The following is a 24,482-nucleotide window of genomic DNA, read 5'->3' as shown; positions in this document are numbered from 1 at the left end:
GGGAGCTTCGGCTCCCGTTTTTTATTGCACCGGCGCCGGCGTGATTTCCGGTGCCGGGGCGGGGGTGTTGTCAAGGCGGCGGCTGCGGATATGGAACAGTGGCGTGCGGCCTGGCGTGACGGACACTTCCAGCCAGCGATCGAGCACCGGCGAACCGTAGGTGCGTGCGCGCATGACGTGCGAGTCCGGGCGGCCGTCTTCGTCCCTGAGCGGGCGGTCGAGCATGAAGGTCTGGCTCGCGCCGTGGATGAGTAGGACGGCGCCGTCGTACTCGCGTGTGAGCGTTCGCAACTGGCGCTTGAGTGCCAGGTAGCCGTCATGCGAGCGGCGCCGCAGCAAGCCGTCGAATAGGTTGGGCGCGCGGCGCCGCTCCCAGCCGTCTTCGAAGAGCGGATCGGCCTGCATCATGATGACCACACCGGCCATCTTGCGCTGGCGTGCGACGGCAAAGGCGCGGGCAAGCCATTGGCGATTGGCTTCTAGGCGATCTTCGTATTCGCCGTTGCGCCCGCCCGCGATCTTGTAATTGTTGTTGTCGCCGGGCACGTTGAGGGTGACGAATAGCACGTCGTTCATCGTCCAGCGCGTGTTTTCGCGGTAGCTGCGGAACTTGGCCTGATCGGACTGGCGCATGACGGTCATGGTGCGCTGGCCGAGCGTGTTGTCGTCGGGGTAGAACAGCTCGCGCAGGCGCAACAGGCGTTCCACGGGGTCGAAGCTGCCGGCTGCGGGGCGCTGGCAGTCGCTCCAGTCGTGGTCGCCCGGGATGTAGACGACGGGCGCGATCAGGCTGTCGAGCAGGTCATGGCGGGCTTCGAGCAGCGTGTCGGAGCATGATTCATCGCGGCCCTTGAGGTTGCCCAGGTGGACGACAAAGGCAGGGTGTTCGGCGTCGATGGCGTCCAGCAGCGCGCGCGCAGGGGCAACATCTTCGGCGCGCTCGGGCACGTTGCCGATCACCGTAAAGGTGAAAGCTGTCGGCGCGTCAGTTGCAGGCTTTGCGCCTTTGGGCGCCGCCGGTACAGCCACCGGCAGCAGCATCGCCAAGGTCATGGCAATGCATTGAAGCGTGCGGGAAACTGCGCCGGGCCGGATCATCGGAATCAGGCGGACGGGCTCGTCAGCGCCTTGAGGCGATACAACGCATCGAGCGCTTCACGCGGCGTCATGTCGTCGGGATCGATCCCGGCTAGCGCATCTGTCAGCGCGTTGGCGTTGGCCGTCGCTTCGGCGTTGGCATCGTCTTCGTCGTCGATGGGCGCATCGGCGGCGAGTGCGAACAGGTCGAGCTGGGGCGTGGCGCCGGTGTCTGCGGAATGCTGCTCCAGCCATGCGAGCCGTTTGCGTGCGGCGCGAATGACCGGCTGCGGCACGCCCGCCAACTGCGCGACCTGCAGGCCGTAACTCTGGCTTGCCGGACCGTCCTGCACGGCATGCAGGAAAACAATGCCGTCGCCATGTTCGACTGCGGACAGGTGTACGTTGGCAGCCTGCGCAAATTCTTGCGGCAGTTGCGTCAGCTCGAAATAGTGCGTGGCGAACAGTGTGTGGCTGCGATTGTGCGACAGCAAGTGGCGCGCAATCGCCCAGGCAAGCGCCAAGCCATCAAACGTGCTTGTGCCTCGCCCGATTTCGTCCATCAGCACCAGGCTATTTGGTGTGGCGCGGTGCAGGATGGCAGCGGCTTCGGTCATTTCGACCATGAAGGTCGAACGACCGCCCGCCAGATCGTCGGCCGCCCCGATGCGCGTGAAGATGCGGTCGATCGGTCCGATGGCCGCGGCTTCCGCCGGCACAAATGCGCCCACGTAGGCGAGCAGCACGACCAGCGCGGTCTGCCGCATGAAGGTCGATTTACCCCCCATGTTCGGGCCCGTGATCAGCAGCAGCTTGCGCGCCTCCTGCAGCACGCAGTCGTTGGCGACGAACTGTTCGACTTGTTGTTCGACCACGGGATGGCGTGCGCGCGTCAGTTCAATGCCGGGTGCATCCGTCAGCATGGGGCGGGACCACGACAGCGCATGCGCACGCTCTGCGAGCGTTGCGAGTACATCGGCCTGCGCCAGTGCGGCGGCAATGCGCTTGAACTCGGCCAGATGCGGAAGCAGCTTCTGCAGCAGTTCTTCGTAGAGGAGCTTTTCGCGCGACAGCGCGCGGTCCTGCGCTGACAAGGCCTTGTCTTCGAACGCCTTCAGCTCGGGCGTGATGTAGCGCTCGGCGTTCTTCAGCGTCTGCCGGCGGCGGTAATCGTCGGGCACCTTGGCAGCTTGGCCATTGGTGACTTCGATGTAGAAGCCGTGCACGCGGTTGTATTCGACGCGAAGGTTGGCGATGCCGGTGCGCTCGCGCTCGCGGGCTTCCAGATCGACGAGGAACTGGCCGCAGTTTTCAGAGATGTCGCGCAGCTCATCGAGGTCGGCGTCGTAGCCGCGGGCGATGACGCCGCCGTCGCGCACCATCGCCGCCGGCTCTGCCATCACGGCGCTCTGGAGCAAGGCGTGGGCGTCTTCGGGCAGGGTGAGCGCGGCGTACAGCTCGGCAAGCAGCGGGGCAGCATCGCTTTGCGGTAGCTCTTCGCGAATCTCAGGCAGGCGCGCGAGCGTGTCGCGCAACGAAGACAGATCCCGCGGGCGCGCCGACAGCAGCGCCAGTCGCCCGGTAATGCGCTCCACATCCGACAGCGTGCGCAGCGTCGCACGCAACGTTTGCCAATCGCTGCCGAGCAGCACTTCGATCGCCTGCTGCCGTGCTTGCGGCACCGCGCGATCCCGCAGCGGATGATGGAGCCAGTGGCGCAGCAGGCGACTGCCCATGCTCGTCGCGCAGGTGTCCAGCAGCGAGAACAGCGTCGGCGATTCCTGCCCACGCAGCGTTTCGGTCAGCTCCAGATTGCGGCGCGTGGCGGTATCCAGGCCGATGAATTCGCTCTCATGCTCGACGGTCAGGCCTATCACGTGACGCAGCGATTGGCCCTGCGTGGCTGCTGCGTAATTCAGCAGTGCGCCTGCAGCAGCGAGCGCGGCCGTCAACGTTTCCGCACCGAAAGCAACGAGGCTTGCTACGCCGAGTTGTTCGCGCAGGCGGCGGGTGCCGGCTTCCACGTCGAAGTGCCAATCGGGCAGGCGCGTGCGGGCAACATCCACCTGGATGGTGTTGAGCGTCGCATCGTCGGCCAGCACTTCGGCGGGGCGGATGCGTTCGAGTTCGCGGTCGAGTTGGTCGGGGCTGCACTCCATCACGCGCAGTTCGCCGCCGACAAGGTTAAGCCAGGCCAGACCGATCAGCGGTGCGGTGCCACGCTTGCCCGGCAGGTGCGCGATGGCCAGCAGGTGGTTGTTGACCTTGTCGGAGAGCAGCGCGGCGTCCGTCAACGTGCCGGGTGTGACGACACGTACGACCTTGCGCTCGACCGGTCCCTTGGTCGTGGCAGGGTCCCCGATCTGTTCGCAGATGGCAACGGATTCGCCCAGCTTAACCAGCTTGGCGAGGTATTGTTCGGCAGCGTGGAACGGGATACCGGCCATTCGGATCGGGTGCCCGTTGGAACTGCCGCGTGCGGTGAGCGTGATATCGAGCAGGCGCGAGGCTTTTTCGGCATCTTCGAAGAAGAGCTCGTAGAAGTCGCCCATGCGATAGAAGACAAGCGTGTTCGGATGCCCCGATTTCAGCCGTAAATACTGCTGCATCATCGGGGTGTGCTTGTCGAAGGGGCCGTATTTCGGGTCGATCTCCAGAGCAGGAGCGGAGTGTTCAGCCATGCGGTGCAATGAGTACTAAAGCGCGGCGTGCGACCCGCTCAGATCGGATTGGGTCGCGCGCGGAAGGTGTTGAATCGCGCAATTGTTGCACAGGTGGACAGCGGTTTCCTGGCGGAATGTCCGTCCGTTAAGCGTCGGAACGCCGGGCTGCGCCAGTTTGGGAGGGGCGGGCAGTTTTGGATGAGAGACGATCGGCCTCAACACCCAGACCGCGACCGCCGATCCGTTTCGCCTCACTTTGCCTACGTAGTGAGCCATCGCCCCTTTCTCGGCACCGGATGCCTTGCCGTATGTGTTCGAACCGCTGGAAGCGGACTTCCTGCGGGCGGACGTAGTGAGTTTATTCCGTCATTCGTGAGGGCAGGTTATTGCTCTTGAGCGCTATCAACCGTCTCATAATATTGGATTGCACGATCCATCCCCGTGCCAGGATATCCTGTTGCCATATATTCAAGATAGGAGTAGTAGGGGATATAAGGCGCAATTAAAGGGTTTGTTAACTGATAAGTCAGAAGCGCCACCCCGAATGCACATGATGCAGCGAGCGAAACTGCTCGCGTGGCCAGATTTTTTCTGTCAATGGTCTGGGAAAGCAGGATCGCTTGAGGAAGCACTGCTAGGTACTGTACGCGATTCCAAAATAGAGGCACATCGAAAAAAAGGCTCTCGAGCGCAATCTGCAGTACGATCGCTCCAAACAGTAATTCCTGGAATCGATTTTTCTTCCGAATCGTCGAGTTCGTCCAGAGAAAGACCGACATACTGATCAGCAAGTATGCCGCAGACGCTGGCGTTCGAGAGGACAGTCCTGATGGTAGATAGAACGCGATTTTTTCCGAAATGAAGGGAATGCTACTTCTGGAGATTGTTTCAATAAGAAGGGAGGCAAGTCCTATCCCGGAAATGTATATCGTAAGTAAAATTCCGCAAAAAATCCGAGGCGAGCGAAGAATTTTTCTTGTTAAGCCTCTCAGAAAAACCAACAAGTACATGGCCGCGGAGTAATGAAATCCAATTCCTAAAAGGCAGAAAACCAACGCCCGCAGACGATTCTCCTTCGCATCCTCAAGGATTGCCAGTAAGAAGAATGAAATCGCGATAGATTGTCTTGTGACGCCCATCTGCACTGCCAAGTATATCGTGCAAAAATAGAGGAAAAGGCAAAGCGCTTTATTAGTGTTTGCCTCTTCTAGTAGCTTTGATATCGCCCAGGTATTGAATGTCGCGACTGCCAAGAAGATAAATTGAAAATCTCCTAATGTAATGGCAATTAGGTAATTGGCGAGTCTGTACAGCGGCTCCATTGGGACTATTCCCGTCGATGGGCCAAATGAATTCTCGAAAAACTGATTGAAGTAATTTTTGTATACTAACCAATCATAGCCTGTATCATAGCGAAGTGCGGCTATTGACCAGAAAATTATGAGTAGTAATGTGTTTAATGCTGGCGTTCGCCGTGAAGTGACGCCCGAGAAAACGCTTGCGGCCCCAAAGAGGATGGCAATAAAAAAATAAAATTCCATCAGGAACTTGAGTTGGTAATTTGATTGGAGATTATGGGGGATGTCATGTATTTATTAAAATATTGCCGTCCGTTTAATCCCATCTCTTGTCTCATCTTTGGGTTTTCGCAGAGGGCTGTCAGGTTCGCTATAAGCTGTTCGATGTCAGTGGTGACGCACGAATATCCCGCTTTTATTTCATTTTCTAAAATTTCGCTATAATCGGTGTTGGCCTCGACGGCTCCTAAGATCGGCTTGCCGGCGCGGAGGTAATCAATCGTTTTAGAGGCGAATGTAGGTACGGTCACTGTTCCGGAGTTGAATACCAATCCGATGTCGCAAATAGTCAGGAATTGGAGATATTGTTCCCGAGGTAATTGGCCAAGATATCGAACATTTGGATGTTTTCCATTTTCCAAGTTCTCCGTTAAATAATGCTCGAGCGGTCCTTTTCCTGCTACTACGAAAAAAACATTGGGTAGCTTCGTTCGCACAGCATCGGCAAGGCGCAGAAGAAGCTCGATGCCGCGACCAGGGATAAGCTGCCCACCAAAGATGCAAATCAGGCTATTCTGGGCAAGCCCGTACTGCGTACGGATAATGGCGGAATCTCCCTGAGGGGGAACGGCTTGTGGGCCCCATAAGCGCAAAACCTCAATATTACCTCGGTAACTTGTAAATTCCTTCCGAAAGAAGGAGATATTTGCCTGTGACATGACTCCGATCGTATCGAAATCGCGAATTGCGCTGGATTCCAGATATTTCGCTATCCAGTAGACAGGGCCCTTTGGAATCAATCCAAGTTCAGCGTGGTATCGTGGGAAAAAGTCCCACAAGATCATGTACTTTTTCTTGATCTTAAATTTTTTCAGCAAATGTTTTTGTAGCCAAAAGCATGCAGATGCTGGGGAGAAGCCAACAAACAAATCATAGTGTTTCTCCAGGAGGCCAGCATCCACCATTGAAATGGCGTTGCGAGAGGCGAGAAACCATTTGTAGGCTTTCTGAATTGCGTGGGGCCAAGCGGCAGCGCGCTGCAGGTCAACAGGAATATTCAGAATGGTGGCGCTACCGTATAGCGTCTTGACTTCCGCGCGCGTAGTCCCGGACCACTCGAGACATATTACCGTAACTCGATGACCTGCTTGGGTGAGCGCAGCTACCAAATCATTTGAGAGAGATCCGTCGGACTCACTCATCGCAAATTTAGTGCAAAGAACAAGGATATTCATTTCATTTCCTTTTGTCACATAAACACCCGTTTTTTTATCGTGCATTTTTGCAAGCCATGATAACGTTGTTCCATTTTAGGTGTCTAGATCCTATGAGGCTTGTCGGACTTGCTTCATTTCTCTATGCAGCCATTGGTAGGCAAAAAGCATGCTGGTGAGATTAATTGCTGAAGCGATTCCGTATGCATAAACTGGAGTATTTCCTAGTAACGTTGAAATTAGCAATTTGCTAAAGACGTAAAGTCCGGCTCCTTGTATCAATTCTGATGCTATGGCGATGCGCCGATATCCGCGTGCCAGAAAAACGTAAGTAAGAGTAGAGGAGAAAATTCGCATGAGATCCCCAATGGCCTGGGGAAGAAAGAGATCAGCCATTGGAGAAAACGATGGGCTAAAAAGAATTTGGATGATGGTATGTCGGAGGAAGTATGCGAGCAGCAGGCCGACTATGGCTAAGGGCGCGAGCGTTGTAAGAGCTCGCCTTAAGACGTTATGTATTTCCGTTATGCTATTGGCAGATGAAAATTGAGGTAGTACAAAGCTTGCGAGAACGACTCCCACAAATTGCATGTACACGTCTGAAATTTTGAGCATGCCTTGCCAATAACCAACCTCCTGCCACCCCACGTGGGCACCCAATAAATTCCGTACAAGAAACTGCGCGCAGGGAATCGTCGCTGCCGAAATTAGCATCACGATGCTGTACGAAGCTAGCTCTTTGAGCTCGGCCTTGTCGGTGTTCCAGTGAAGTCGGCGCCAGTCGGCTGGTAACCGCCTGGATGAAAACCATAATGCAGCGATACCGTTGGCTGCCGGAAGAAGAACGATTCCATATGCGGCGCCGGTAAATCCGAACTTCATCAACAGTGCAAGGAATAAGCCTGTTCCCAAAATTGTTCCGAGCACATTGATCATGACGATGCCCGGAACGTCTTGGCGGCTGCTGAATGCGGCTTGTGATAGATTGTAGAAGCCGGCACTCCAATAACAGAGTGCTAGCATCCAGAATACCTTTTTGAAGGCAGTATCACTAAAGACGTATTGCGATATTTCTGTGTCACCAGCCAGAAGAATTGCTGTCACCAGAAGTGATGTGCTTAGATATATCACCGTCGCGGCGCCTAGGCGTTGATGCAGCACACTTCTGTTTTCCAGCCGTTCGGATAAACGTCTGGTCAGACCTACAGAAATGCCTCCGCCTGCGAACATGCTGCTGATCGCAACGACTGTCATCAGTTGGCCCAAAACACCGAAGCGCTCTGGGCCGAGTTGCCACGCCATTGTCTTCATCACTAACAGGCCAGCCGCGATTTTTACGGCAGTTGAGATGGCAAAGCTCGCGCTTGATTTAATGAAGGACACTGATCGACCTCAGGTCTGTTTGCTGCACAGAAAATCAATGTGGATGAAGAGGGTGGTGGGGTGAGGAGGCTTGGGCACAGAATGCCTAGTTCTTTTTTCTCATGTCCCTACTGCGACTGGGTCCTCAGAAATTTCGGGGTCTCCCGACTTAAGGCCCAAAGAACCGCTAAGAACAGGCCGAGCAGGGCGCCCCCTCCGATAAATAGCGAAGCCTTTGGGAAGACGGGTTCCCGCGAGACGACGGTTTGCTGAAGAGGTTTGGAGGGAAACGTCCGCAGTGGACTTAGTTGCTCTTGCAGATCAAATTTCAGCTTTACAAGTTCTTCCGTACGGCTATCCGCCAATGCAAGGGAGGTCAACAAGAGCGAGTCATTTCTTGCTGTGGAGGAGGCGGATGACGTCGTAGTGGTCGCGAGATGAGAACGGAGCGCAGTTGTTACTTGATTGCGCAGCGACAATTCTTTGATGACTTCTGACAATTGCTCTTTGAAGGCGGTCTCGGCTGTTGCCACGGTTCGCGAATGGCCGCTAGCCAGTAGCCGCATGGTCATCGTGACCGAGTCGCTTGCGATTTTGGGGGAGTGCCCTTGAGCCGAAATCTGTACAACAGAGGTGCCCGGGAGGGCTTTGGCTGTCAAAGTGTTGCGCAGAAGCGCAGCTTCGGATGCGGCTGCATTCGAGTCGCCGAACATTTGTTGGAAGACGTCATCCGCGAATGCGGTGGTCTTGACTCGCTCTACAACTTGAGGGACAGGTTCGATTGAAACGGGGGCATTCTTGCTGCTGAAGTTGATCTGTCCGACCTGGAACAGCGCCGTTGCTTCCCAACGTTTGGGTAGAGTGAGGAAAAGTGATGCACCTATGACCCCCCCAATCACGCCCGCTAAGAAGATGCGCATGGAGTGATTGCGCAGGAAAGTGATCAACTCTTGCAGACTCTTGTCAGACTGCGAAGAGAGGGGTTCGTTACTGATCGTCATACTGGTTTGAGTTGTGGGTTCCAAGTTTAGGCGCGCAGTATATTTCAATGGTTTTGCCCATTGTGTCCTGTGGGGGCGGCTGAGCGCTCACGCGAATCTAGATGAGGGAAGTAACGCCCTCCGGCAATGTGTGCTGCAAACGCAACATTGCACTGCGGTCAAGCGCTAAATTGTGGCATACCAACGTACGCAACCTCATAAGGTCTCGATCAAACGGGCTTCCAGAAAGTCGAGAAAGCACGCAATCCGCGAAGCCAACTGCGTGTTGCGGTAGTACACCGCGTGAATTGGCTGCAGCACCTCCACCGTGGCGTCCGGAAGCACTTGCACGAGATCGCCGGTGCGCCGGTCTTCAGCGGTCATGAAATCGGCCAGGCAGACGATGCCCGTGCCTTGCAGTGCGAGCTGGCGCAAGGTTTCGCCGCTTGAGGCCTTGAGCGTGGGTTCGACACGCAGTCGGTCGCCGTGCGTGCCGCGCAGGGGCCACAGGTTCAGCGATTCCGGCTGCACGAAACCGAGCAGGGCGTGTTTCTGCAGGTCGTCCACGTTGCGGGGCCGGCCGTGCGCTTTCAGATAAGCGGGGCTCGCCAGCACGCGCAGTCGCCGCGTGCCGAGCAGGCGCGCGCGCAGGGTGGAATCGCGCAGCGTGCCGATGCGGATCGCCACGTCGGTGTCTTCTTCCAGCAGATCGATGATCAGGTCATTGGTGTTCAGCTCCAGGTCAATCTGCGGATACTGCGCGCGGAAGTCCGGCACCAGCGGCGCCACCACATGCAGCATGAACGGCATGGCAGCGTTGATGCGCAGGCGTCCGGCGGGCTGTTGGCGGCGCAGGGCGATCTGCTCCTCCGCTTCGTCGACGGCGGCGAGGATGCTGCGTGCCTGCGCCAGAAATGTCGCGCCTTCGTCCGTGAGCGCCAGCCGCCGCGTGGTGCGCGAGAGCAGGGTGGTGTCCAGCTTCTCTTCCAGGCGGCGCAGCGCGCGGCTCACGCCCGACACGGTCTGCCCGAGCTGCTCGGCGGCCGCCGTGACGGAGCCCGTATCGACCACGGTACGAAAGGCGAGCAGTTCTTCGAGCGTGGTTTTCATTGTCGATTGTCAATTCCAAATCAAGAGAATTCTGCCTAATGTGGCGCCATTTGCAAAGATCGCTGCCGGCGGCGGCCAGCTCTGCTGGGGCGCAAATGCAGCGCCGTCGCTGCTCGCGTGGGTGCGCCCCCTCAAGATTGGCGGTCTGCCTGCCGATAGACCATCCGGACCCCTAAAACCATAGTGGGAACGCGTTTGCGCAAATGGCGCTTGGCGGTTCCACATCCGGAGACTCTGGAATGAGCAAGCTCAGCTTTCGCCAAAAGCTTTGGCTGCCGCTGGTCATCAGCCTCGTCGCGCTGACCTTGATCTCGGTATTCAACGCGTATCAGGCGCGCGAGATCCGCGTGGAGGAGCGCAAGAACAACCTCGTCAGCGTGACGACCATGGCCATGAACCTGGTCAAGCAGTACGACGATCTGACCAAGAACGGCACGTTGAGCAAAGACGCCGCGCAGAAGGAGGCGCTCGACCGCTTCAAGGCGCTGCGCTACGACAAGGACGGTTACTTCACCATCACCAGCTCCAACAACGTGGTGGTGATGCACCCGATCAAGCCTGAGTTCATCGGCAAGGACCAATCCGGCTTCAAGGATGCGCAGGGCAATGCCGTCTACGTGGGCTTGACTAACGCTGCCAAAAACCCGAAGGGTGGATTTACCAGCTATGTGTGGCCGAAAGTCGGTGGCACGGAGCCGGTGCCCAAGACGGCTTTCGCGATGCGCTACGAGCCCTGGGACTGGGTCTTCTCGACCGGCGTCTACATGGATGACATCAACGCCGCGTTTATGACTTCGCTGTACCAGACTGGCGGCCTGCTGGTGCTGGTGGGTGGTTTGCTGTTGCTGCTGGGCGGCGTCGCGAACCGCAGCCTGCAGCGCACGCTTGGCGGCGACCCTGCCTATGCAGCCGATGTAGCCAACCGCATCGCCGGTGGCGACCTGACGGTCGAGATCGCCACCCGTGCCGATGACAACCACAGCCTGCTCTACGCGATGAGCCGCATGCGCGGCGCGCTGGTGCAGACCATCGGCCGCATCAAGGGCGCCTCGGAAACCATCGGCACCGCCACGCGCGAGATCGCCAGCGGCAACCTCGATCTGTCGTCGCGCACCGAACAGCAGGCCAGCTCGCTGGAAGAAACGGCTTCGGCCATGGAGCAGTTGATGTCGACCGTGCAGCAGAACGCCGACAACGCCCAGCAGGCCAACCAACTGGCCGCGTCCGCTTCGGATGTGGCCGTGCGCGGCGGCGATGTGGTGACGCGCGTGGTGGAAACCATGGGCTCGATCAACGCATCGTCGCGCAAGATCGTCGACATCATCGGCGTGATCGATGGCATCGCTTTCCAGACCAACATCCTCGCGCTGAATGCCGCGGTGGAAGCCGCCCGCGCCGGCGAGCAGGGCCGCGGCTTTGCCGTGGTGGCCGGTGAAGTGCGCAGCCTTGCGCAGCGCAGTGCCGCTGCCGCCAAGGAGATCAAGGCGCTCATCGACGATTCCGTCGTCAACGTGGATGCGGGCAGCGCGCTGGTGGAAGAGGCCGGCACGACCATGCGCGAGATTGTTGCGAGCGTGAAGCGCGTGACTGACATCGTTGGCGAGATTTCGTCCGCGAGCCAGGAACAGCGCTCGGGTATTGAAGAAGTGAGCCACGCCGTCACGCAGCTTGACGACGCCACGCAGCAGAACGCCGCGCTGGTCGAGGAAGCCGCCGCGGCCGCGCAATCGCTCGAAGAGCAGGCGGTGAGCCTGACGCAGGTGGTGGCGCAATTCCGCCTCGATGCGCACGCGCTGCGCGCTCCGACCATGGTGGCCAAGGTTGAGCCGGTTGTTGCGCTGGTCAAGCCGGTCGCAATTGCAGCGCCGGTAGCACCCAAGAGCGAAGCACCGCGCCGCGATGCCGCCAAGCCGAGCACCGATGCCGCCAAGCCCAGGCTGACCTCGCGCAAGCCGCCTGTGCTGCGCAAGGCGGCGGCCAAGCCGGTCGCCCGAGCCGAGAAGAGTGCGCCCGCACCGGCAGTCATACCGGCAAGCCTGACCAAAGCGAAGCCGCTGGTGGCCGCCGGAGACAATTCGGACTGGGAAACGTTCTGATCCGCGATTGACTTTCACCTCGTTGATTTGACGCACGCAGTCGCGTGCTTGCCTGCCCGGATTCCGGAGACAAGATGGACCGCATTTTGAAGAACACCAGCGTACGCGCTGGCCTGCTGGCGATTCTGATCACCTTTGCACTGATGATCGTGGTCGGGGCGGCGGTGGGTGTGCTGGCCTTGCGCACCACCAACGCTGCCACCGAGCGCGTGCATGAGATTTCCGACCGCAGCATGCTGTTGAATGACGCGTACAAGGACATGCAGCGTGCGCGCACCGGCATGTCGCGCCTGTACAGCGTGCTGCGCGAGAACATGGATGAGGCGGCCAAGACGGCAGCGCTTGCCAGCTCCGAGAAAGGCCTGAAGAAGTCCATCGCACAGGTGGAATCATTCAAGAATGCGCCGCCTATCGAAGGTGTTGACGATTCGCTGCACCAGGCGATCGTCCAGGCCGCACAGACGCACATCGAAGCCGTGCAGCGCGCTCTCGCGGCCTTGCGCGCCGGTGATGCCGCAGCCTATGCCCCGATCAACTACAAGGACGTGACCGATACCGGTGCGGCGTGGTCGGTGCAGATCGAGAATTTCCAGCAGCTCGTCAAGAAGCTGGCCAAGGACGAGGCCGACAATGGCCGCGCGCGCTATGAAACGATCCTCAAGTTTGTGGCGCTCGGTATTGCCATGGCGCTCGCATTGATCGTGGCAGTGTTCTACGGGCTCAAGGCTTTCGTGATCACGCCGCTCAACGAAGCCGTGACCGTGCTGAGCCGTGTGGCAGAAGGCGATCTGGCCGTCCATGTCAAAACGGGTGGTCGCAATGAACTCGGCCGGCTGCTGGCCGCCGTGGGCCGCATGCGCGAGAGCTTGGTGAACACCGTGCGCCAGGTGCGCAACAGCTCGGATTCGGTCAACACCGGCGCGCACGAAATCGCCAGCGGCAACCTCGATCTGTCCACGCGTACCGAGCAGCAGTCGGCCTCGCTGGAGAAGACTGCCGCGAGCATGGAGCAGATGACCTCCACCGTGACCAACAACTCCGAGAACGCCCGTCAGGCCAGCGCGCTGGCGTCAAACGCAGCAGACCTGGCTTCGCGCGGCGGCGACGTGGTGCGCGGCGTGGTGGCCACCATGGATGACATCAGCGCGGGCTCACGCAAGATGGCCGACATCATCGGCGTGATTGATGGCATTGCGTTCCAGACCAACATCCTGGCGCTCAACGCTGCCGTGGAGGCCGCTCGCGCCGGCGAGCAGGGTCGCGGCTTTGCCGTGGTGGCTGGCGAAGTGCGCGCGCTGGCTCAGCGCAGTGCTGCCGCGGCCAAGGAAATCAAGACGCTGATCGACGATTCGGTATCGCGCGTGCAAGCGGGCCACACGCAGGTTGCGCAGGCCGGCGAGACCATCACCGAGACGGTGGAAGCCGTACGCCGCGTCGCCAATATCGTTGAAGACATCGCTTCCGCATCGGCCGAGCAGACGCAGGGCATCCTGCAGATCGGCCAAGCCGTGACGGAAATGGAGCAGGTGACGCAGCAGAACGCTGCGCTGGTCGAACAGGCGGCCGCCGCCGCGCAGTCGCTGGAAGAGCAGGCGCAGAACCTCACGCAGGTGGTGTCGCAGTTCCGGCTGGATGGGGCAGAGACCGCCGTGATGGCCGAGCGGAAACCTGAGAAGGCTGCCAAGCCTGCGGCCAAGGGCGTGACAAAGCCGGTCGGCGCGGCCAAGCCCGTGCGCGCGGCTCTGCGCAAGCGTGAACCGAAGATCGCTGCTCAGCCGGCGACGTCTGCGCCGGTCGCACCCGCCGCCGCCGTTTCTGCTCCCGCTGCCGCCCGCAAGCAACCTCTGGCCGTGGCCGGTGGCGGCTCCGACGCCGACTGGGAAACGTTCTGATCGGTTGAGAATTCAGGCATCGAGCGCTGGGCCATCGATGCGTTTGGCCCAGCTTTCCACCTCGCCGCGTGCGAGGCGGCCCTCCACCAGCTTGCGCCATGACGGCGTGAGCGGCAGCGTCAGCATGTCGGCCAGCGCCGCACGATCGAGCATGTTGCGGTAAAGCACGTCGAGCACACGCGCCAGCGGCCATTGTGGCCATGGGCGCTCGAGCCATTCCAGCGCATCGCCCGCGCGCAGTGTGCCGCCTTCCAACACCCGGTAGTACCAACCTGTGCGCCCTGTGTTTTGCACGCGGCGCGCCATGTCACGCGCGTTGAAGCGGTCGTTGAGCTTCCAGCACGGCTGACGCAGTTGCGACACTTCCAGCACCACGCTGCCTGCACGCAGGCGGTCACCCACGCAGATGTCGGTTTCGATGATGCCCGTCGTGCTCAGGTTCTCGCCGAAAGCGCCGGGCTGTGCGAGCACGGGCTGCGCGCCAATGTCCGCTTGCCAGGCCGCGTAGTGGTCGAACGGGTAGTGGTGGATTGCCTTGTCGGGGCCGCCGTGCACACCCAGATCGCCTTGCTCATCAACGACAATGCCGTTGATGTCCACCTTCACTACGTCGCTCACGGGGCGCTTATCGATGGCGCTGCGCGAGCCAGGGCGCGTGTAGTCGACTGCGCGCCCGGTGAGGAGGGCGTCGATGCGGATGGGGCCGGGCAGCGTCATGCAGCCTCCGCGCGATCCAGCCAGGCGTTGAAGACCTCGCGTGCGCGTTGCGACAGGCGCCCCGCAAGCGCAGGCACCTGCGCACGCAGCGCGCGTGGGTCGATGCCTGCCGCACCGAGCTCCGCCGCATGCCCGATCAACCACGCTTCCAGCTCCTCCAGATTTGCCTCCAGATGGAATTGCAAGCCCAGGGCGTGGGTGCCAATGGCGAAGGCTTGCTCTGCGCAGACTGCCGTGAATGCCAGCCGTTGCGCGCCCGGCGGCAAGTCGTACCGGTCGCCGTGCCAGTGCAGCACCGGTGTGCCATTGGCCAGCGGCGCAAGCGGTGAGTCTGCGCCTTCGGCCGTGAGCGTGATGGGCGCAAAGCCGATCTCCTTCACGCCCATCGGCTTGACCGCCGCACCGAGCGCCCGTGCCATCAACTGCGCCCCCAGGCAGATACCAAGCAACGGCTTGCGTGCGGCCAGTCGCTGCGCGATGGCGGCGGCTTCATCGCCCACGAACGGATACGTTGCATCGTCATACGCGCCGATGGGCCCGCCCAGCACGATCAGCAAATCGACCGCGGCCATGTCGTCGGCCGGCACGGGTTGTACGCCCACGTCCACGGTGCGCACGGTGTAGCCGCGCGCTTCCAGCAGCGGCTGCAGGATGCCGAGATGCTCGAACGGAACGTGGCGCAGGGCGAGGGCGGTTTTCATAGCAGGCGATGGCGGTTGAAGGCGAAGCACATTGTGAATGACGGGCGCGGCTCGCAAAACCCGTGTGGCTGGCGAGGGTTTGTCTCTGGGCTTTGGGAGCTGCGGGTGTGACCGCGGTGGCGCCCTGCGCCCAGCGTGAAAGGGTCGACGGCATCGGCTCTAACATACCGACTAAGTGTTGCTTATATCGGTTGTTAGTAACGTGCATTGCAACCCCCACGAAAAACCTCATTCGAGGGGATGCCAGTCTCGCGTCATCTTATTAAGATCGCTTCCCACAGAGTGCCGCCTCGGTACCGATAAGAAAATTCTGGAGGGAGTTGTGCGAAAGCCAATGCTGCATTGGGCTATGGCATGCATTGCCGTGGCTTGCCTGGGCGCCTGCGCGCCGATGGTATCTACCGCGCCAGCCGCGCTGGCCAACGACAACGGGACTGGGCCGTCGCGGATTCAACTGAAATCGGCAACAGAGATCCGCCTGGAGACTGGTTATACACGCACGCTTGCGGCCGGCTCAAACTGGCAGCGGGTCGGTACGCTGCCGCAAGGTGCCGTCTACCGCCCAGTCGGTACGATCTTCACGATTGAAGGCCGACAAGTCCATGAGGCCTATCTCGTCATTGCCGGTCAACGTCTGGTCGGGTTCTACCTGCCCGGTGAGCAGGCGTTCTCCCCGCTTTCCACGGCTGTATCCATCACAACAGGAGAATCACAATGAAGGGAGTTTTGCGCGCATTGGCTTCGGCCATCGGTATCACGGTTCTGATGGCAGGTTGTGCCTCAGGCGTGAAGTATTCCGAGATGGCTTCGTCGATTCCGACGATCAAGCAGGATCAGGGACGCGTGTACTTCTTCCGCTCGTCGTCGCTGATGGGCGCGGCACTGCAGCCGGACATCAAGCTGAACAACGAAGTGGTCGGTCAATCCAAACCGGGCGGCTTCTTCTTCGTTGACCGACCGGCTGGGAAGTATGTCGTGTCAACGGCCACCGAGACCGAGAAGACGCTGAGCTTCGCGCTGGACGCCGGTGAGACAAAGTACGTGCGCACGTCGCCGTCGCTGGGTCTGATTGTCGGTCGCGTGGTGCCGGAGCTTGAAACACCGGAAAAGGCACAGGCCGAACTTCCGTCGTTGAGCTTTGCGCCCAATCAGCCGCCGGTCGCCAAGAAGTAAGCCGGAAGGTAAAAAAAAGCCCGCTTCGCGCGGGCTTTTTTATTGGCAGCTACCGGTTAGCAGCGATCAAGCCTCAGCCTTCGACCGCGAGAACGGCGAGGTGAACTTGATCATCTGCACGAAGGCCTTCGGGTTGCCGGCCAGGATTTCGCCCTGGTCGAGGTAGCCCGATTCGCCGGTGTAGTTGCCCACTAGACCGCCCGATTCCGTCACGAGCAGCGAGCCGGCTGCCATGTCCCACTTGCTCAGGCCCTGCTCGAAGAAACCATCGAGGCGGCCGCAGGCGACGTAGGCGAGGTCAAGCGCGGCGGCGCCTGGGCGACGCAGGCCGGCGCAGTTTTCCGTCATGGTCGCAAACAGGCGGGTGTAGTCGTACAGGCCTTCCAGATCGCGGTAGGGGAAACCGGTGCCGATCAGGCAGTCGGCCAGCTTGTCGCGACGCGTGACGCGGATGCGGCGGTTGTTCAGGAACGCGCCGGCGCCCTTGGAGGCGGTGAAGAGTTCGTCGCGCGTCGGGTCGTACACCACGGCCTGGGTGACGACGCCACGCTGCATCAGCGCGATCGAGACGCCATATTGCGGGAAGCCGTGGATGAAGTTGGTGGTGCCGTCCAGCGGGTCGATCACCCAGACGTTTTCGCTGGCGGTTTCGCCGTCGGCCCAGGATTGGCCGGACTCTTCCGCTAGAATCGCGTGATCGGGGTAGGCAGTCTTGATGACTTCGATGATCGCCGCTTCAGCTGCGCGGTCGACTTCGGTGACGAAATCGTTGTGTTGTTTGCGCTCGGTGCGCAGGCTATCGACGTCGAAGGACGCGCGGTTGATGACGGTGCCGGCCTTGCGAGCAGCCCGGACGGCGATATTGAGCATCGGATGCATGTGGGATCTCCGCGCCTGGCGCGCCGATTTTTCGGAAGCGGCCGCAGGCGAAACAACACAACGAATTGTAGAAGAACGAGCGGCGGGCCAATCTCGCGATCCTGCCCGCCGTCAAAAGAGTGGCCGTATTGTATATGAACCCCGCCCCAGGCGCCCCGCGAATTGCGCCAATGAGCACGTCGAACACAACTCCTACCGACCCGGAAACGCTGCGCCAGCGCGCCGCGCGGTGCCGTTTCGTGCTGGTCGAGACCAGCCATCCCGGCAATGTCGGCTCCACGGCACGTGCGCTCAAGACGATGGGGTTCGGCGAGCCCGGCAGCTTCTTGCTCGTGCGCCCGCGCGAGCCCGACGCCCAACGCCACGCCGATGCCGTTGCCATGGCAAGCGGCGCCGACGATGTGCTGGCCGCCGCCCGCGTGGTCGACGACGTTGGCGAGGCGCTGGCCGGTGCCTCGCTCACCATTGCGCTCACCGCCCGCCCGCGCGAATTCGGGCCGCGTCGCATCGGCCCGCGTGCCGCTGCAGAAGAAGCGGCCGCATTGCTGGCCGCCCCGGACACCACCGTCGCTTTCGTCTTCGGCAACGAGCGATTTGGTTTGCCCAACGAGGTGGTGGAGCGTTGCCACGTGGTCACGCACATCCCTGCCAACCCGGCGTATGCCTCGTTGAACCTGTCGCAGGCGGTGCAGTTGATTGCGTACGAAGTCCGTATGGCGCTGCTGGCCGGCACCGGCACGGGGGACACCCGCATGGAAGGCGTCGGCTTTGTCGGTGAGCCGGCCACCGCCGAGCAGATCGACGGAATGTTCGAACATCTGGAGCAGGGTCTTGTTGAGATTGGCTTTCTCGACCCCGCCCAGCCGAAAAAGCTGATGCCGCGCCTGCGACGTCTGTTTGCCCGCACGCAGTTGGAGGCTGAAGAAGTCAACATCCTGCGCGGGATCGCCAAGCGCATGCTCGGCCGCCACGCCGAAGCAGCCACGCCGCCCACCGGCGCAGCCGACGACTGTCGCTGATCACCTTGAACGCCGCCCGTTGTTGATCAAAACGGGCGGCATCCCCTGCATGTCTGGTTAAAACCCTTGCCGCAGCGCGGTAAGGCAATGCCTTACACTGCCCTCAGCGCATTGCGCACATAGATATAACGATCCACACACCTCAAGATGTTCACACGCATTCGCGAAGATATCGGCGCCATCATGGAGCGAGATCCGGCCGCACGCAGCCGCTGGGAAGTGCTGACCTGCTACCCAGGTCTGCACGCCATCATCGTCCATCGGATCGCGCATGCGTGTTGGCACGGCGGCTTCCGACTGCTGGGGCGGTGGTTCTCTCACCTCGGCCGCTTCCTCACAGGCATCGAGATCCACCCCGGCGCGACAATTGGCCGGCGCGTGTTCATCGACCACGGCATGGGCGTCGTCATTGGCGAGACGGCCGAAATTGGTGACGACTGCACGATCTACCAGGGCGTCACGCTGGGCGGCACGTCGCTCTACAAGGGCGCCAAGCGGCATCCGACGCTCGGCAAGGGCGTGGTGGTGAGCGCGGGTGCCAAGGTGCTCGGCGGCTTTGTCATCGGGGATGGGGCGCGTGTTGGGTCCAACGCGGTCGTGCTCAAGCCGGTGCCGCCGGGCGCAACGGCGGTTGGCATTCCAGCGCGCATCATCGAACGCGATGTCGCTACCGAGGCCCGGTCTGCGCTCAAGCAGGAGTTTTCTGCTTACGGCATCACGCCGGATGCGGACGATCCGGTATCGCTGGCGCTCAAACGGCTGATCGACCACAGCGAGCTTCAGCAGGAGCGCATCGAGTCGATTCTTTCTGCACTCGATCGGCTGGGCGCACACCTGGAAAACTCGCCGAACGATCCGTTCGATGCCAGCGAACTGAAGCGGATGCTCAAGTAAGCAAAGGGCCGGTGGCGACAGCTTATGTCGTCACTTGCTCGACCGTCAGCGCGCCGTCTTGCAGTTTGAGGAAACTGCCGCGCGGTTGCGCTTGATCGAAATCCCAGTCGGAAAGTACCCAGCGGCTGCCGCTCGGCTCGTGATGCAATTGCGGTCGGTGCGTGTGGCCGTGGATCAGCGTGGATGTGTTTGATGCCTTGAGCAGCGCGTCCACCGTTTCGGGTGCGACGTCGCCCATCATCGCGGCGGCGCGGGGCTCGCCGGCGACATTGGCGGATATGGCGCGGCCGGCTTCGCTCTCTGCGCGCATCTTCTGCGCGATCTTCAGCCGCCAGCGCAGCGGCATCGACAGAAATATCCGCTGCACCCAGCGCTTGCGCGTCCAGTGGCGAAAGCGCATGTAGGCCGTGTCGCGCGTGCAGAGGGCGTCGCCGTGGGCAAGCACGATGCGCTGGCCATCATCCGCTTCCAGCACGGTGGGATCAGGTAGCAGCGTAGCGTGCGCGGCGTTCAAGAAGCGCTTGCCGAGCAGGAAGTCGCGATTGCCATGCATGAACAGCACGCGCGTGCCGGCCGCTGAAAGCTCTGCGAGCAGGCCGGCGATGTGCTGGTGGAACGGATCAGCCAATTCTTCATCGCCGACCCAGTATTCGAAGAAGTCACCCAGGATGACGAGCGTGCGTGCCTCGCGGGCGCGTGTGCGCAGGAAGCGCTCGAACGCGGCGGCGGTGGCCGGCATGCTGGCCGTCAGGTGCAGATCCGAAATAAAAAACACCGGCCCGGAAACCCGGACCGGTGTCTTCAGCGCGGAGGCCTGTGAGGCGTGCGCTGCGTCGATCATTCGATCACTTCGGCGCTTTCGATGATGACGTCTTCCATCGGCACGTCCTGGTGGAAGCCGCGGTTGCCCGTGCGCACCGAGCGGATCTTGTCGACCACGTCCATGCCTTCGGTCACCTTGCCGAACACGGCGTAGCCCCAGCCTTGCGGCGTCGGGGAGGTGTGGTTCAGGAAGTCGTTGTCGACCGTGTTGATGAAGAACTGGGCGGTGGCCGAGTGCGGATCATTGGTGCGTGCCATGGCAATGGCGCCGCGCTCGTTCTTCAGGCCGTTGTTGGCTTCGTTGTCGATCGGCGCCTTGGTGGGCTTCTGGTTCATCTTTTCGCCCGGCTCAAAGCCGCCGCCCTGGATCATGAAGCCCTTGATGACGCGGTGAAACACCGTGCCGTTGTAGTGGCCATCCTTCACATAGGCGACGAAGTTGGCAACCGACTTGGGTGCTTTCTCAGCGTCCAGCGCCAGGGTGATGTCGCCGTGGTTGGTGTGCAGCTTGACTTGGGTCATAGTGAATTCCTTGGGTGGGGCAAAAAGCGTTACTTGGAGACGACGGTGGCCGATTCAATCACGATCGGCTTCACAGGCACATTCTGGTGCGGGAACTTGGTGGTGGTTTCCACCGCCTTGATCTTGTCGATGGTGTCGGTGCCATCGACCACCTTGCCGAAGACGGTATAGCCGTAACCGTCCTGACCAGGGTAGTTGAGCATGTTGTTGTCCACCACGTTCACGTAGAACTGCGCGGTGGCGGAGTTCGGGTCCATGGTGCGCGCCATGGCGATCGTGTACTTGTCGTTCTTCAGACCGTTCTTCGATTCGATTTCGACCGGCGGGCGAGTGTCCTTCTGTTTCATGTCGGCCGTGAAGCCGCCGCCCTGGATCATGAAGCCATCCATCACGCGGTGGAAGATCGTGCCCTTGTAAAAGCCGTCTTTCACGTATTGCAGGAAGTTGGCGACCGTCTTGGGTGCCTTGTCCGGATACACCTCAACGGTGAAGTTACCCATCGACGTCTTGAACTGGACGCGTGGCGCGGACGCGGTGGCTGCCGTGGCTGCGGTGGCGGTTACGGCCAGTGCACACACGAGCCCGGCAAAGAGGGAGCGAATACGGAGCATGGTCAGAAAGAGAGAACTGGGGGGTGGGAAAAGCAGGATCGGCCGCGTCTTCTTCTTATTGACGCTTCGCCGGCTTGGCACTCACGCCGCTGGCTGCAGGCAGCGTGGTCGTGGCGGGTTTGGACGCAGGGTGCACACCCGGCAGATCGGGCAGGGCATCCAGACGCGCGCGCGCGGCGGCATTCTTGGGGTTCAGCTTGATCGCGTTCTGATACGACTGCGCGGCCAGGCGGACGTAGACGTCACCAAGGTTGGATTGCGCCAGCGCATTTTCCGGCGCCACGCGGTTCGCCATGATCAGGCTGTCGCGGGCGCGGAGCAGTTCGCCGCGCTCGGCATACAACGCAGCCAAGTTGATGTACGGCTCGGGCAGCTCCGGAAAATCCTGCGTCATCTGGCTGAAAGCCACGATGGCATCGTCGGCGCGGCCCAGGCCGGCAAGTGCCACGCCGCGCTGGAAGCGTGCCTGCGCGTTGCGCGGCTGGGAGGCGACGTCCTTGTCCAGCTCGGCCAGTGCCTCGGTGTATTGCTTCTTGGCCAACGCGTCGTCGATGCGCTTCTGGCGCGCGACCTGCGGCGCTTGCTGCGTGCTGGGCATCAAATCGGCCGGCAAGGCGAAGCCGGCGGTCTGGGCGAAGGCCGGTGCCGCCGACATGGCAAGCAGGCAAGCCAGGGTTGCAGCGGTCTGACGCAGCGGTCTGTTCATGAGAATCGGTTCCGTTATACTCCGCCGCATTCTAACAAACCGTCTTTGTGCGCAGCAGCGGCCTTGCGCGCCGGGGGAGGTTCTTGACGGGGAGCATGCCAGACGCACAGGCAGGCCGCCTCGTCAGCGCAGTTCCGGTAAGATATGCCGCTAGTTTTGCAGGCGCCGCGCCGGCGCCGATTGCCTCCAATTTGGTCCGCCCCGCAACGTTGTACCTCGCATGCGCGGCGCGCTGAGTCTCCCGACACCGCTTCATGGAATCACTCAAGATCTACAACACGCTCGCGCGTGAGAAACAGACGTTCGTCCCCATCGAGCCCGGCCGCGTGCGCATGTACGTATGCGGGATGACGGTGTACGACTACTGTCACGTCGGGCATGCGCGGGTCATGGTGGTGTTCGACATGGTGCAGCGTTGGCTGCGCGCGGCAGGTTACGAGGTGACCTACGTGCGCAACATCACCGACATCGACGACAAGATCATCAAGCGTGCGGTCGAGAACGGCGAGACGATGAGTGCGCTCACCGGCCGCTTCATCGCCGCCATGCACGAAGACGCCGATGCGCTGGGCGTGCAGCGCCCCGACCACGAGCCCCGCGCCACTGAATACGTGCCGCAGATGCTGAGCATGATCGGCAGGCTGCAGACGAATGGCCTCGCCTATCAGGCTACCGACGGCGACGTGAACTACGCGGTGCGCAAGTTCCCCGGTTACGGCAAGCTCTCGGGCAAGTCGCTCGAAGACCTGCGTGCCGGCGAGCGTGTGGCAGCCAACGATGCCAAGCAGGATCCGCTCGACTTCGTGCTGTGGAAATCCGCCAAGGCTGACGAGCCTGCTGAGTCGCGCTGGGCCTCGCCGTGGGGGGAGGGCCGCCCAGGCTGGCATATCGAGTGCTCGGCGATGAGCTGCGAACTGCTGGGCGAACATTTCGACCTGCACGGCGGCGGCGCCGATCTGCAGTTCCCGCACCATGAAAACGAGATCGCCCAGTCCGAAGGCGCGACCGGCAAGACGTTCGTCAACACGTGGATGCACAACGGCTTCGTGCGTGTGAATGACGAGAAGATGTCGAAGTCGCTCGGCAACTTCTTCACCATCCGTGACGTGCTGAAGGTGTACGACGCGGAGGTCATGCGTTTCTTCATCCTGCGCTCGCACTATCGGAGCGACTTGAACTACAGCGACGCGCATCTTGACGACGCGCGCCATGCGCTTACGCGCCTGTACACCGCACTCAAGGACGTGCCTGCGTCGGCTGGCGCCCAGCCCGACTGGAGCGAATCGCACGGCAAGCGCTTCCTCGAAGCGATGAACGACGATTTCAACACGCCGGTCGCCGTGTCGGTGCTGTTTGAACTGGCGAGCGAGGTGAACAAGACACGCTCGCCCGAGCTGGCCAATCAACTGGCTGCGCTGGCCGGTGTGCTGGGCCTGCTGGGCCGCGATCCGCACGCGTTCCTGCAGGGCGGCGTGTCGGCCGATGGCTTGGACGCTGCAGAAGTGGACGCACGTATTGAAGAGCGCCGCGCGGCCAAGGCCGCCCGCGATTTCGCCCGCGCTGATGCCATCCGTGCCGAGTTGCTTGCCGCCGGCATCGTTCTGGAAGACAAACCGGGCGGCCTGACCGAATGGAGACGCGCATGAACGCGCTGGCCAAGAAAGCCAACGTAGTGCGCAGCACAGCCGCCAAGAAAGCGCCGGCGGTGAAGGTGCCGGCTGCCAAAAAAGCGGTCGCCAGGAAAGTCGACGGTGTGGCGAGCAAGACGGTCGCCGGCAGGAGTGCGCCGATCAAGGCTGCCAAGGCGCCGACCAAACGCGCGCCTGCGAGCAAGGTACCGCTGCCTGAAACGCTCGCCACCAACGAGGCGCTGCCTGTGCCGGCGGAAGTGGTGCTTTCGGGCCCGCCCGAATACTGGCAAGAAGCTTGCGCAGACCTGATGAAGCGTGACCGTATCCTGCGCAAGATCATCCCGACGTATGGTCCGGCGCACTTGGCTTCCCGCGGCGACCCATTCGTCACGCTGGCGCGGTCGATTGTCGGGCAGCAGATTTCGGTCAAGGCAGCGCAGTCGGTGTGGGAACGGGTCGTGGCTGTGTGCCCGAAGCTCGTGCCTGCGCAGTTTTTGCGCGCCGGCCAGGAGAAGCTGGCGGGTTGCGGCCTGTCCAAGCGCAAGGCGGAATACATCCTTGACTTGGCCGATCACTTTCGTAACGGCACCGTGCACGTCGCCAAATGGGCCGAGATGGAAGATGAGGATGTGATTGCTGAGTTGACGCAAATCCGGGGCATCGGTCGATGGACGGCCGAGATGTTCCTGATGTTCAACCTGATGCGTCCGAATGTGCTGCCGCTGGACGACATCGGACTCATCAACGCGATTTCACAGAATTATTTCAGTGGCGAACCCGTCACTCGCAGCGAAGCGCGGGAAGTTGCCGCCAACTGGGAACCTTGGCGCACCGTGGCGACTTGGTATATGTGGCGCAGCCTCGATACGGCAACCACCTATTGAGCTGTTCATTTC

General features: G+C 61.0%; 22 protein-coding genes. 8 read left to right on the top strand and 14 right to left on the bottom strand.

The annotated features are described in order from the left end of the window. Window positions 1–21 precede the first annotated feature (21 nt). From M1D44_RS09015 to M1D44_RS08985, 7 genes are all read right to left on the bottom strand, one after another. On the bottom strand, window positions 22–1,098 hold the full coding sequence (locus M1D44_RS09015) for a hypothetical protein (protein ID WP_024976025.1): 1,077 nt from the start codon (window positions 1,096–1,098) through the stop codon (window positions 22–24). 5 nt (window positions 1,099–1,103) lie between these two features. Then, window positions 1,104–3,758 carry a DNA mismatch repair protein MutS gene (gene mutS / locus M1D44_RS09010; protein WP_316853795.1) on the bottom strand — a complete coding sequence of 885 codons (2,655 nt, stop codon included), beginning with the start codon at window positions 3,756–3,758 and terminating at the stop codon, window positions 1,104–1,106. Window positions 3,759–4,123: 365 nt separating this feature from the next. Further along, window positions 4,124–5,281, bottom strand: coding sequence for an EpsG family protein (locus tag M1D44_RS09005; RefSeq protein WP_316853794.1), 1,158 nt, complete (start codon window positions 5,279–5,281; stop codon window positions 4,124–4,126). Then, a complete protein-coding gene (locus M1D44_RS09000; protein ID WP_316853793.1) occupies window positions 5,281–6,492 on the bottom strand; it encodes a glycosyltransferase family 4 protein in 1,212 nt (403 codons plus the stop codon). Before M1D44_RS09000 ends, M1D44_RS09005 begins: the two co-directional genes overlap by 1 nt. A 90-nt stretch (window positions 6,493–6,582) precedes the next feature. Then, window positions 6,583–7,854 carry an O-antigen translocase gene (locus M1D44_RS08995; protein ID WP_316853792.1) on the bottom strand — a complete coding sequence of 424 codons (1,272 nt, stop codon included), beginning with the start codon at window positions 7,852–7,854 and terminating at the stop codon, window positions 6,583–6,585. Between the two features lie 107 nt (window positions 7,855–7,961). Beyond that, window positions 7,962–8,834, bottom strand: a complete 873-nt coding sequence (locus M1D44_RS08990; protein WP_316853791.1) for a GumC domain-containing protein — start codon at window positions 8,832–8,834, stop codon at window positions 7,962–7,964. A 195-nt stretch (window positions 8,835–9,029) separates the two neighbouring features. Beyond that, complete coding sequence (locus M1D44_RS08985; RefSeq protein WP_316853790.1) at window positions 9,030–9,923, bottom strand: LysR family transcriptional regulator; 894 nt, start codon at window positions 9,921–9,923, stop codon at window positions 9,030–9,032. A gap of 239 nt (window positions 9,924–10,162) precedes the next feature. On the opposite strand from M1D44_RS08985, the gene M1D44_RS08980 reads away from it, so the two are divergent. Together M1D44_RS08980 and M1D44_RS08975 are read left to right on the top strand one after the other, a co-directional pair. Continuing rightward, a complete protein-coding gene (locus M1D44_RS08980; RefSeq protein ID WP_316853789.1) occupies window positions 10,163–12,019 on the top strand; it encodes a methyl-accepting chemotaxis protein in 1,857 nt (618 codons plus the stop codon). A gap of 74 nt (window positions 12,020–12,093) precedes the next feature. Continuing rightward, window positions 12,094–13,911, top strand: a complete 1,818-nt coding sequence (locus M1D44_RS08975; RefSeq protein WP_316853788.1) for a methyl-accepting chemotaxis protein — start codon at window positions 12,094–12,096, stop codon at window positions 13,909–13,911. A gap of 12 nt (window positions 13,912–13,923) precedes the next feature. On the opposite strand, the gene M1D44_RS08970 is transcribed toward M1D44_RS08975, so the two are convergent. Beyond that, the gene (locus tag M1D44_RS08970; protein ID WP_316853787.1) at window positions 13,924–14,628 is read right to left on the bottom strand and encodes an MOSC domain-containing protein; all 705 of its coding nucleotides are present in this window, start codon (window positions 14,626–14,628) and stop codon (window positions 13,924–13,926) included. Continuing rightward, window positions 14,625–15,329 (bottom strand): glutamine amidotransferase, encoded by a 705-nt coding sequence (locus tag M1D44_RS08965; RefSeq protein WP_316853786.1) that lies wholly within the window; start codon window positions 15,327–15,329, stop codon window positions 14,625–14,627. The genes M1D44_RS08970 and M1D44_RS08965 overlap by 4 nt, the downstream gene beginning before the upstream one ends. 349 nt (window positions 15,330–15,678) lie before the next feature. Between M1D44_RS08965 and M1D44_RS08960 the strand changes: the two genes are divergently transcribed. Then, window positions 15,679–16,047, top strand: a complete 369-nt coding sequence (locus tag M1D44_RS08960) for a hypothetical protein (protein ID WP_428984669.1) — start codon at window positions 15,679–15,681, stop codon at window positions 16,045–16,047. Further along, window positions 16,044–16,502 (top strand): DUF2846 domain-containing protein, encoded by a 459-nt coding sequence (locus M1D44_RS08955; protein ID WP_024976013.1) that lies wholly within the window; start codon window positions 16,044–16,046, stop codon window positions 16,500–16,502. Before M1D44_RS08960 ends, M1D44_RS08955 begins: the two co-directional genes overlap by 4 nt. Before the next feature lie 66 nt (window positions 16,503–16,568). On the opposite strand, the gene M1D44_RS08950 is transcribed toward M1D44_RS08955, so the two are convergent. Beyond that, a complete protein-coding gene (locus M1D44_RS08950) occupies window positions 16,569–17,381 on the bottom strand; it encodes an inositol monophosphatase family protein (RefSeq protein WP_009238457.1) in 813 nt (270 codons plus the stop codon). Window positions 17,382–17,515: 134 nt separating this feature from the next. Between M1D44_RS08950 and M1D44_RS08945 the strand changes: the two genes are divergently transcribed. After that, window positions 17,516–18,400, top strand: coding sequence for an RNA methyltransferase (locus M1D44_RS08945; RefSeq protein ID WP_428984231.1), 885 nt, complete (start codon window positions 17,516–17,518; stop codon window positions 18,398–18,400). A gap of 147 nt (window positions 18,401–18,547) precedes the next feature. Continuing rightward, window positions 18,548–19,294 carry a serine O-acetyltransferase gene (gene cysE / locus M1D44_RS08940; protein ID WP_024976011.1) on the top strand — a complete coding sequence of 249 codons (747 nt, stop codon included), beginning with the start codon at window positions 18,548–18,550 and terminating at the stop codon, window positions 19,292–19,294. 22 nt (window positions 19,295–19,316) lie between these two features. Here the strand turns inward: cysE and M1D44_RS08935 are convergent, their stop codons facing one another. From M1D44_RS08935 to M1D44_RS08920, 4 genes are read right to left on the bottom strand one after another with little or no spacing between them, the layout of a single operon-like run. Further along, window positions 19,317–20,135 carry a UDP-2,3-diacylglucosamine diphosphatase gene (locus tag M1D44_RS08935; RefSeq protein ID WP_316853784.1) on the bottom strand — a complete coding sequence of 273 codons (819 nt, stop codon included), beginning with the start codon at window positions 20,133–20,135 and terminating at the stop codon, window positions 19,317–19,319. Continuing rightward, entirely contained in the window at window positions 20,132–20,638 is a 507-nt protein-coding gene (locus M1D44_RS08930) for a peptidylprolyl isomerase (protein ID WP_024976009.1), read from the bottom strand. The genes M1D44_RS08935 and M1D44_RS08930 overlap by 4 nt, the downstream gene beginning before the upstream one ends. A gap of 29 nt (window positions 20,639–20,667) precedes the next feature. Further along, window positions 20,668–21,249 (bottom strand): peptidylprolyl isomerase, encoded by a 582-nt coding sequence (locus M1D44_RS08925; protein WP_024976008.1) that lies wholly within the window; start codon window positions 21,247–21,249, stop codon window positions 20,668–20,670. 55 nt (window positions 21,250–21,304) lie between these two features. Further along, complete coding sequence (locus tag M1D44_RS08920; RefSeq protein WP_024976007.1) at window positions 21,305–21,955, bottom strand: tetratricopeptide repeat protein; 651 nt, start codon at window positions 21,953–21,955, stop codon at window positions 21,305–21,307. 254 nt (window positions 21,956–22,209) lie between these two features. On the opposite strand from M1D44_RS08920, the gene cysS reads away from it, so the two are divergent. Together cysS and M1D44_RS08910 are read left to right on the top strand one after the other, a co-directional pair. Then, window positions 22,210–23,601: a cysteine--tRNA ligase gene (cysS, locus tag M1D44_RS08915; protein WP_316853783.1), complete on the top strand. Its 1,392-nt coding sequence runs from the start codon at window positions 22,210–22,212 to the stop codon at window positions 23,599–23,601. Continuing rightward, on the top strand, window positions 23,586–24,470 hold the full coding sequence (locus M1D44_RS08910) for a DNA-3-methyladenine glycosylase family protein (protein ID WP_316853782.1): 885 nt from the start codon (window positions 23,586–23,588) through the stop codon (window positions 24,468–24,470). The genes cysS and M1D44_RS08910 overlap by 16 nt, the downstream gene beginning before the upstream one ends. Window positions 24,471–24,482: the final 12 nt, after the last annotated feature.

The sequence above is a fragment of the Ralstonia sp. SA306 genome, assembly GCF_054792405.1.
This window is presented reverse-complemented; position numbering and strand designations above follow the sequence as displayed.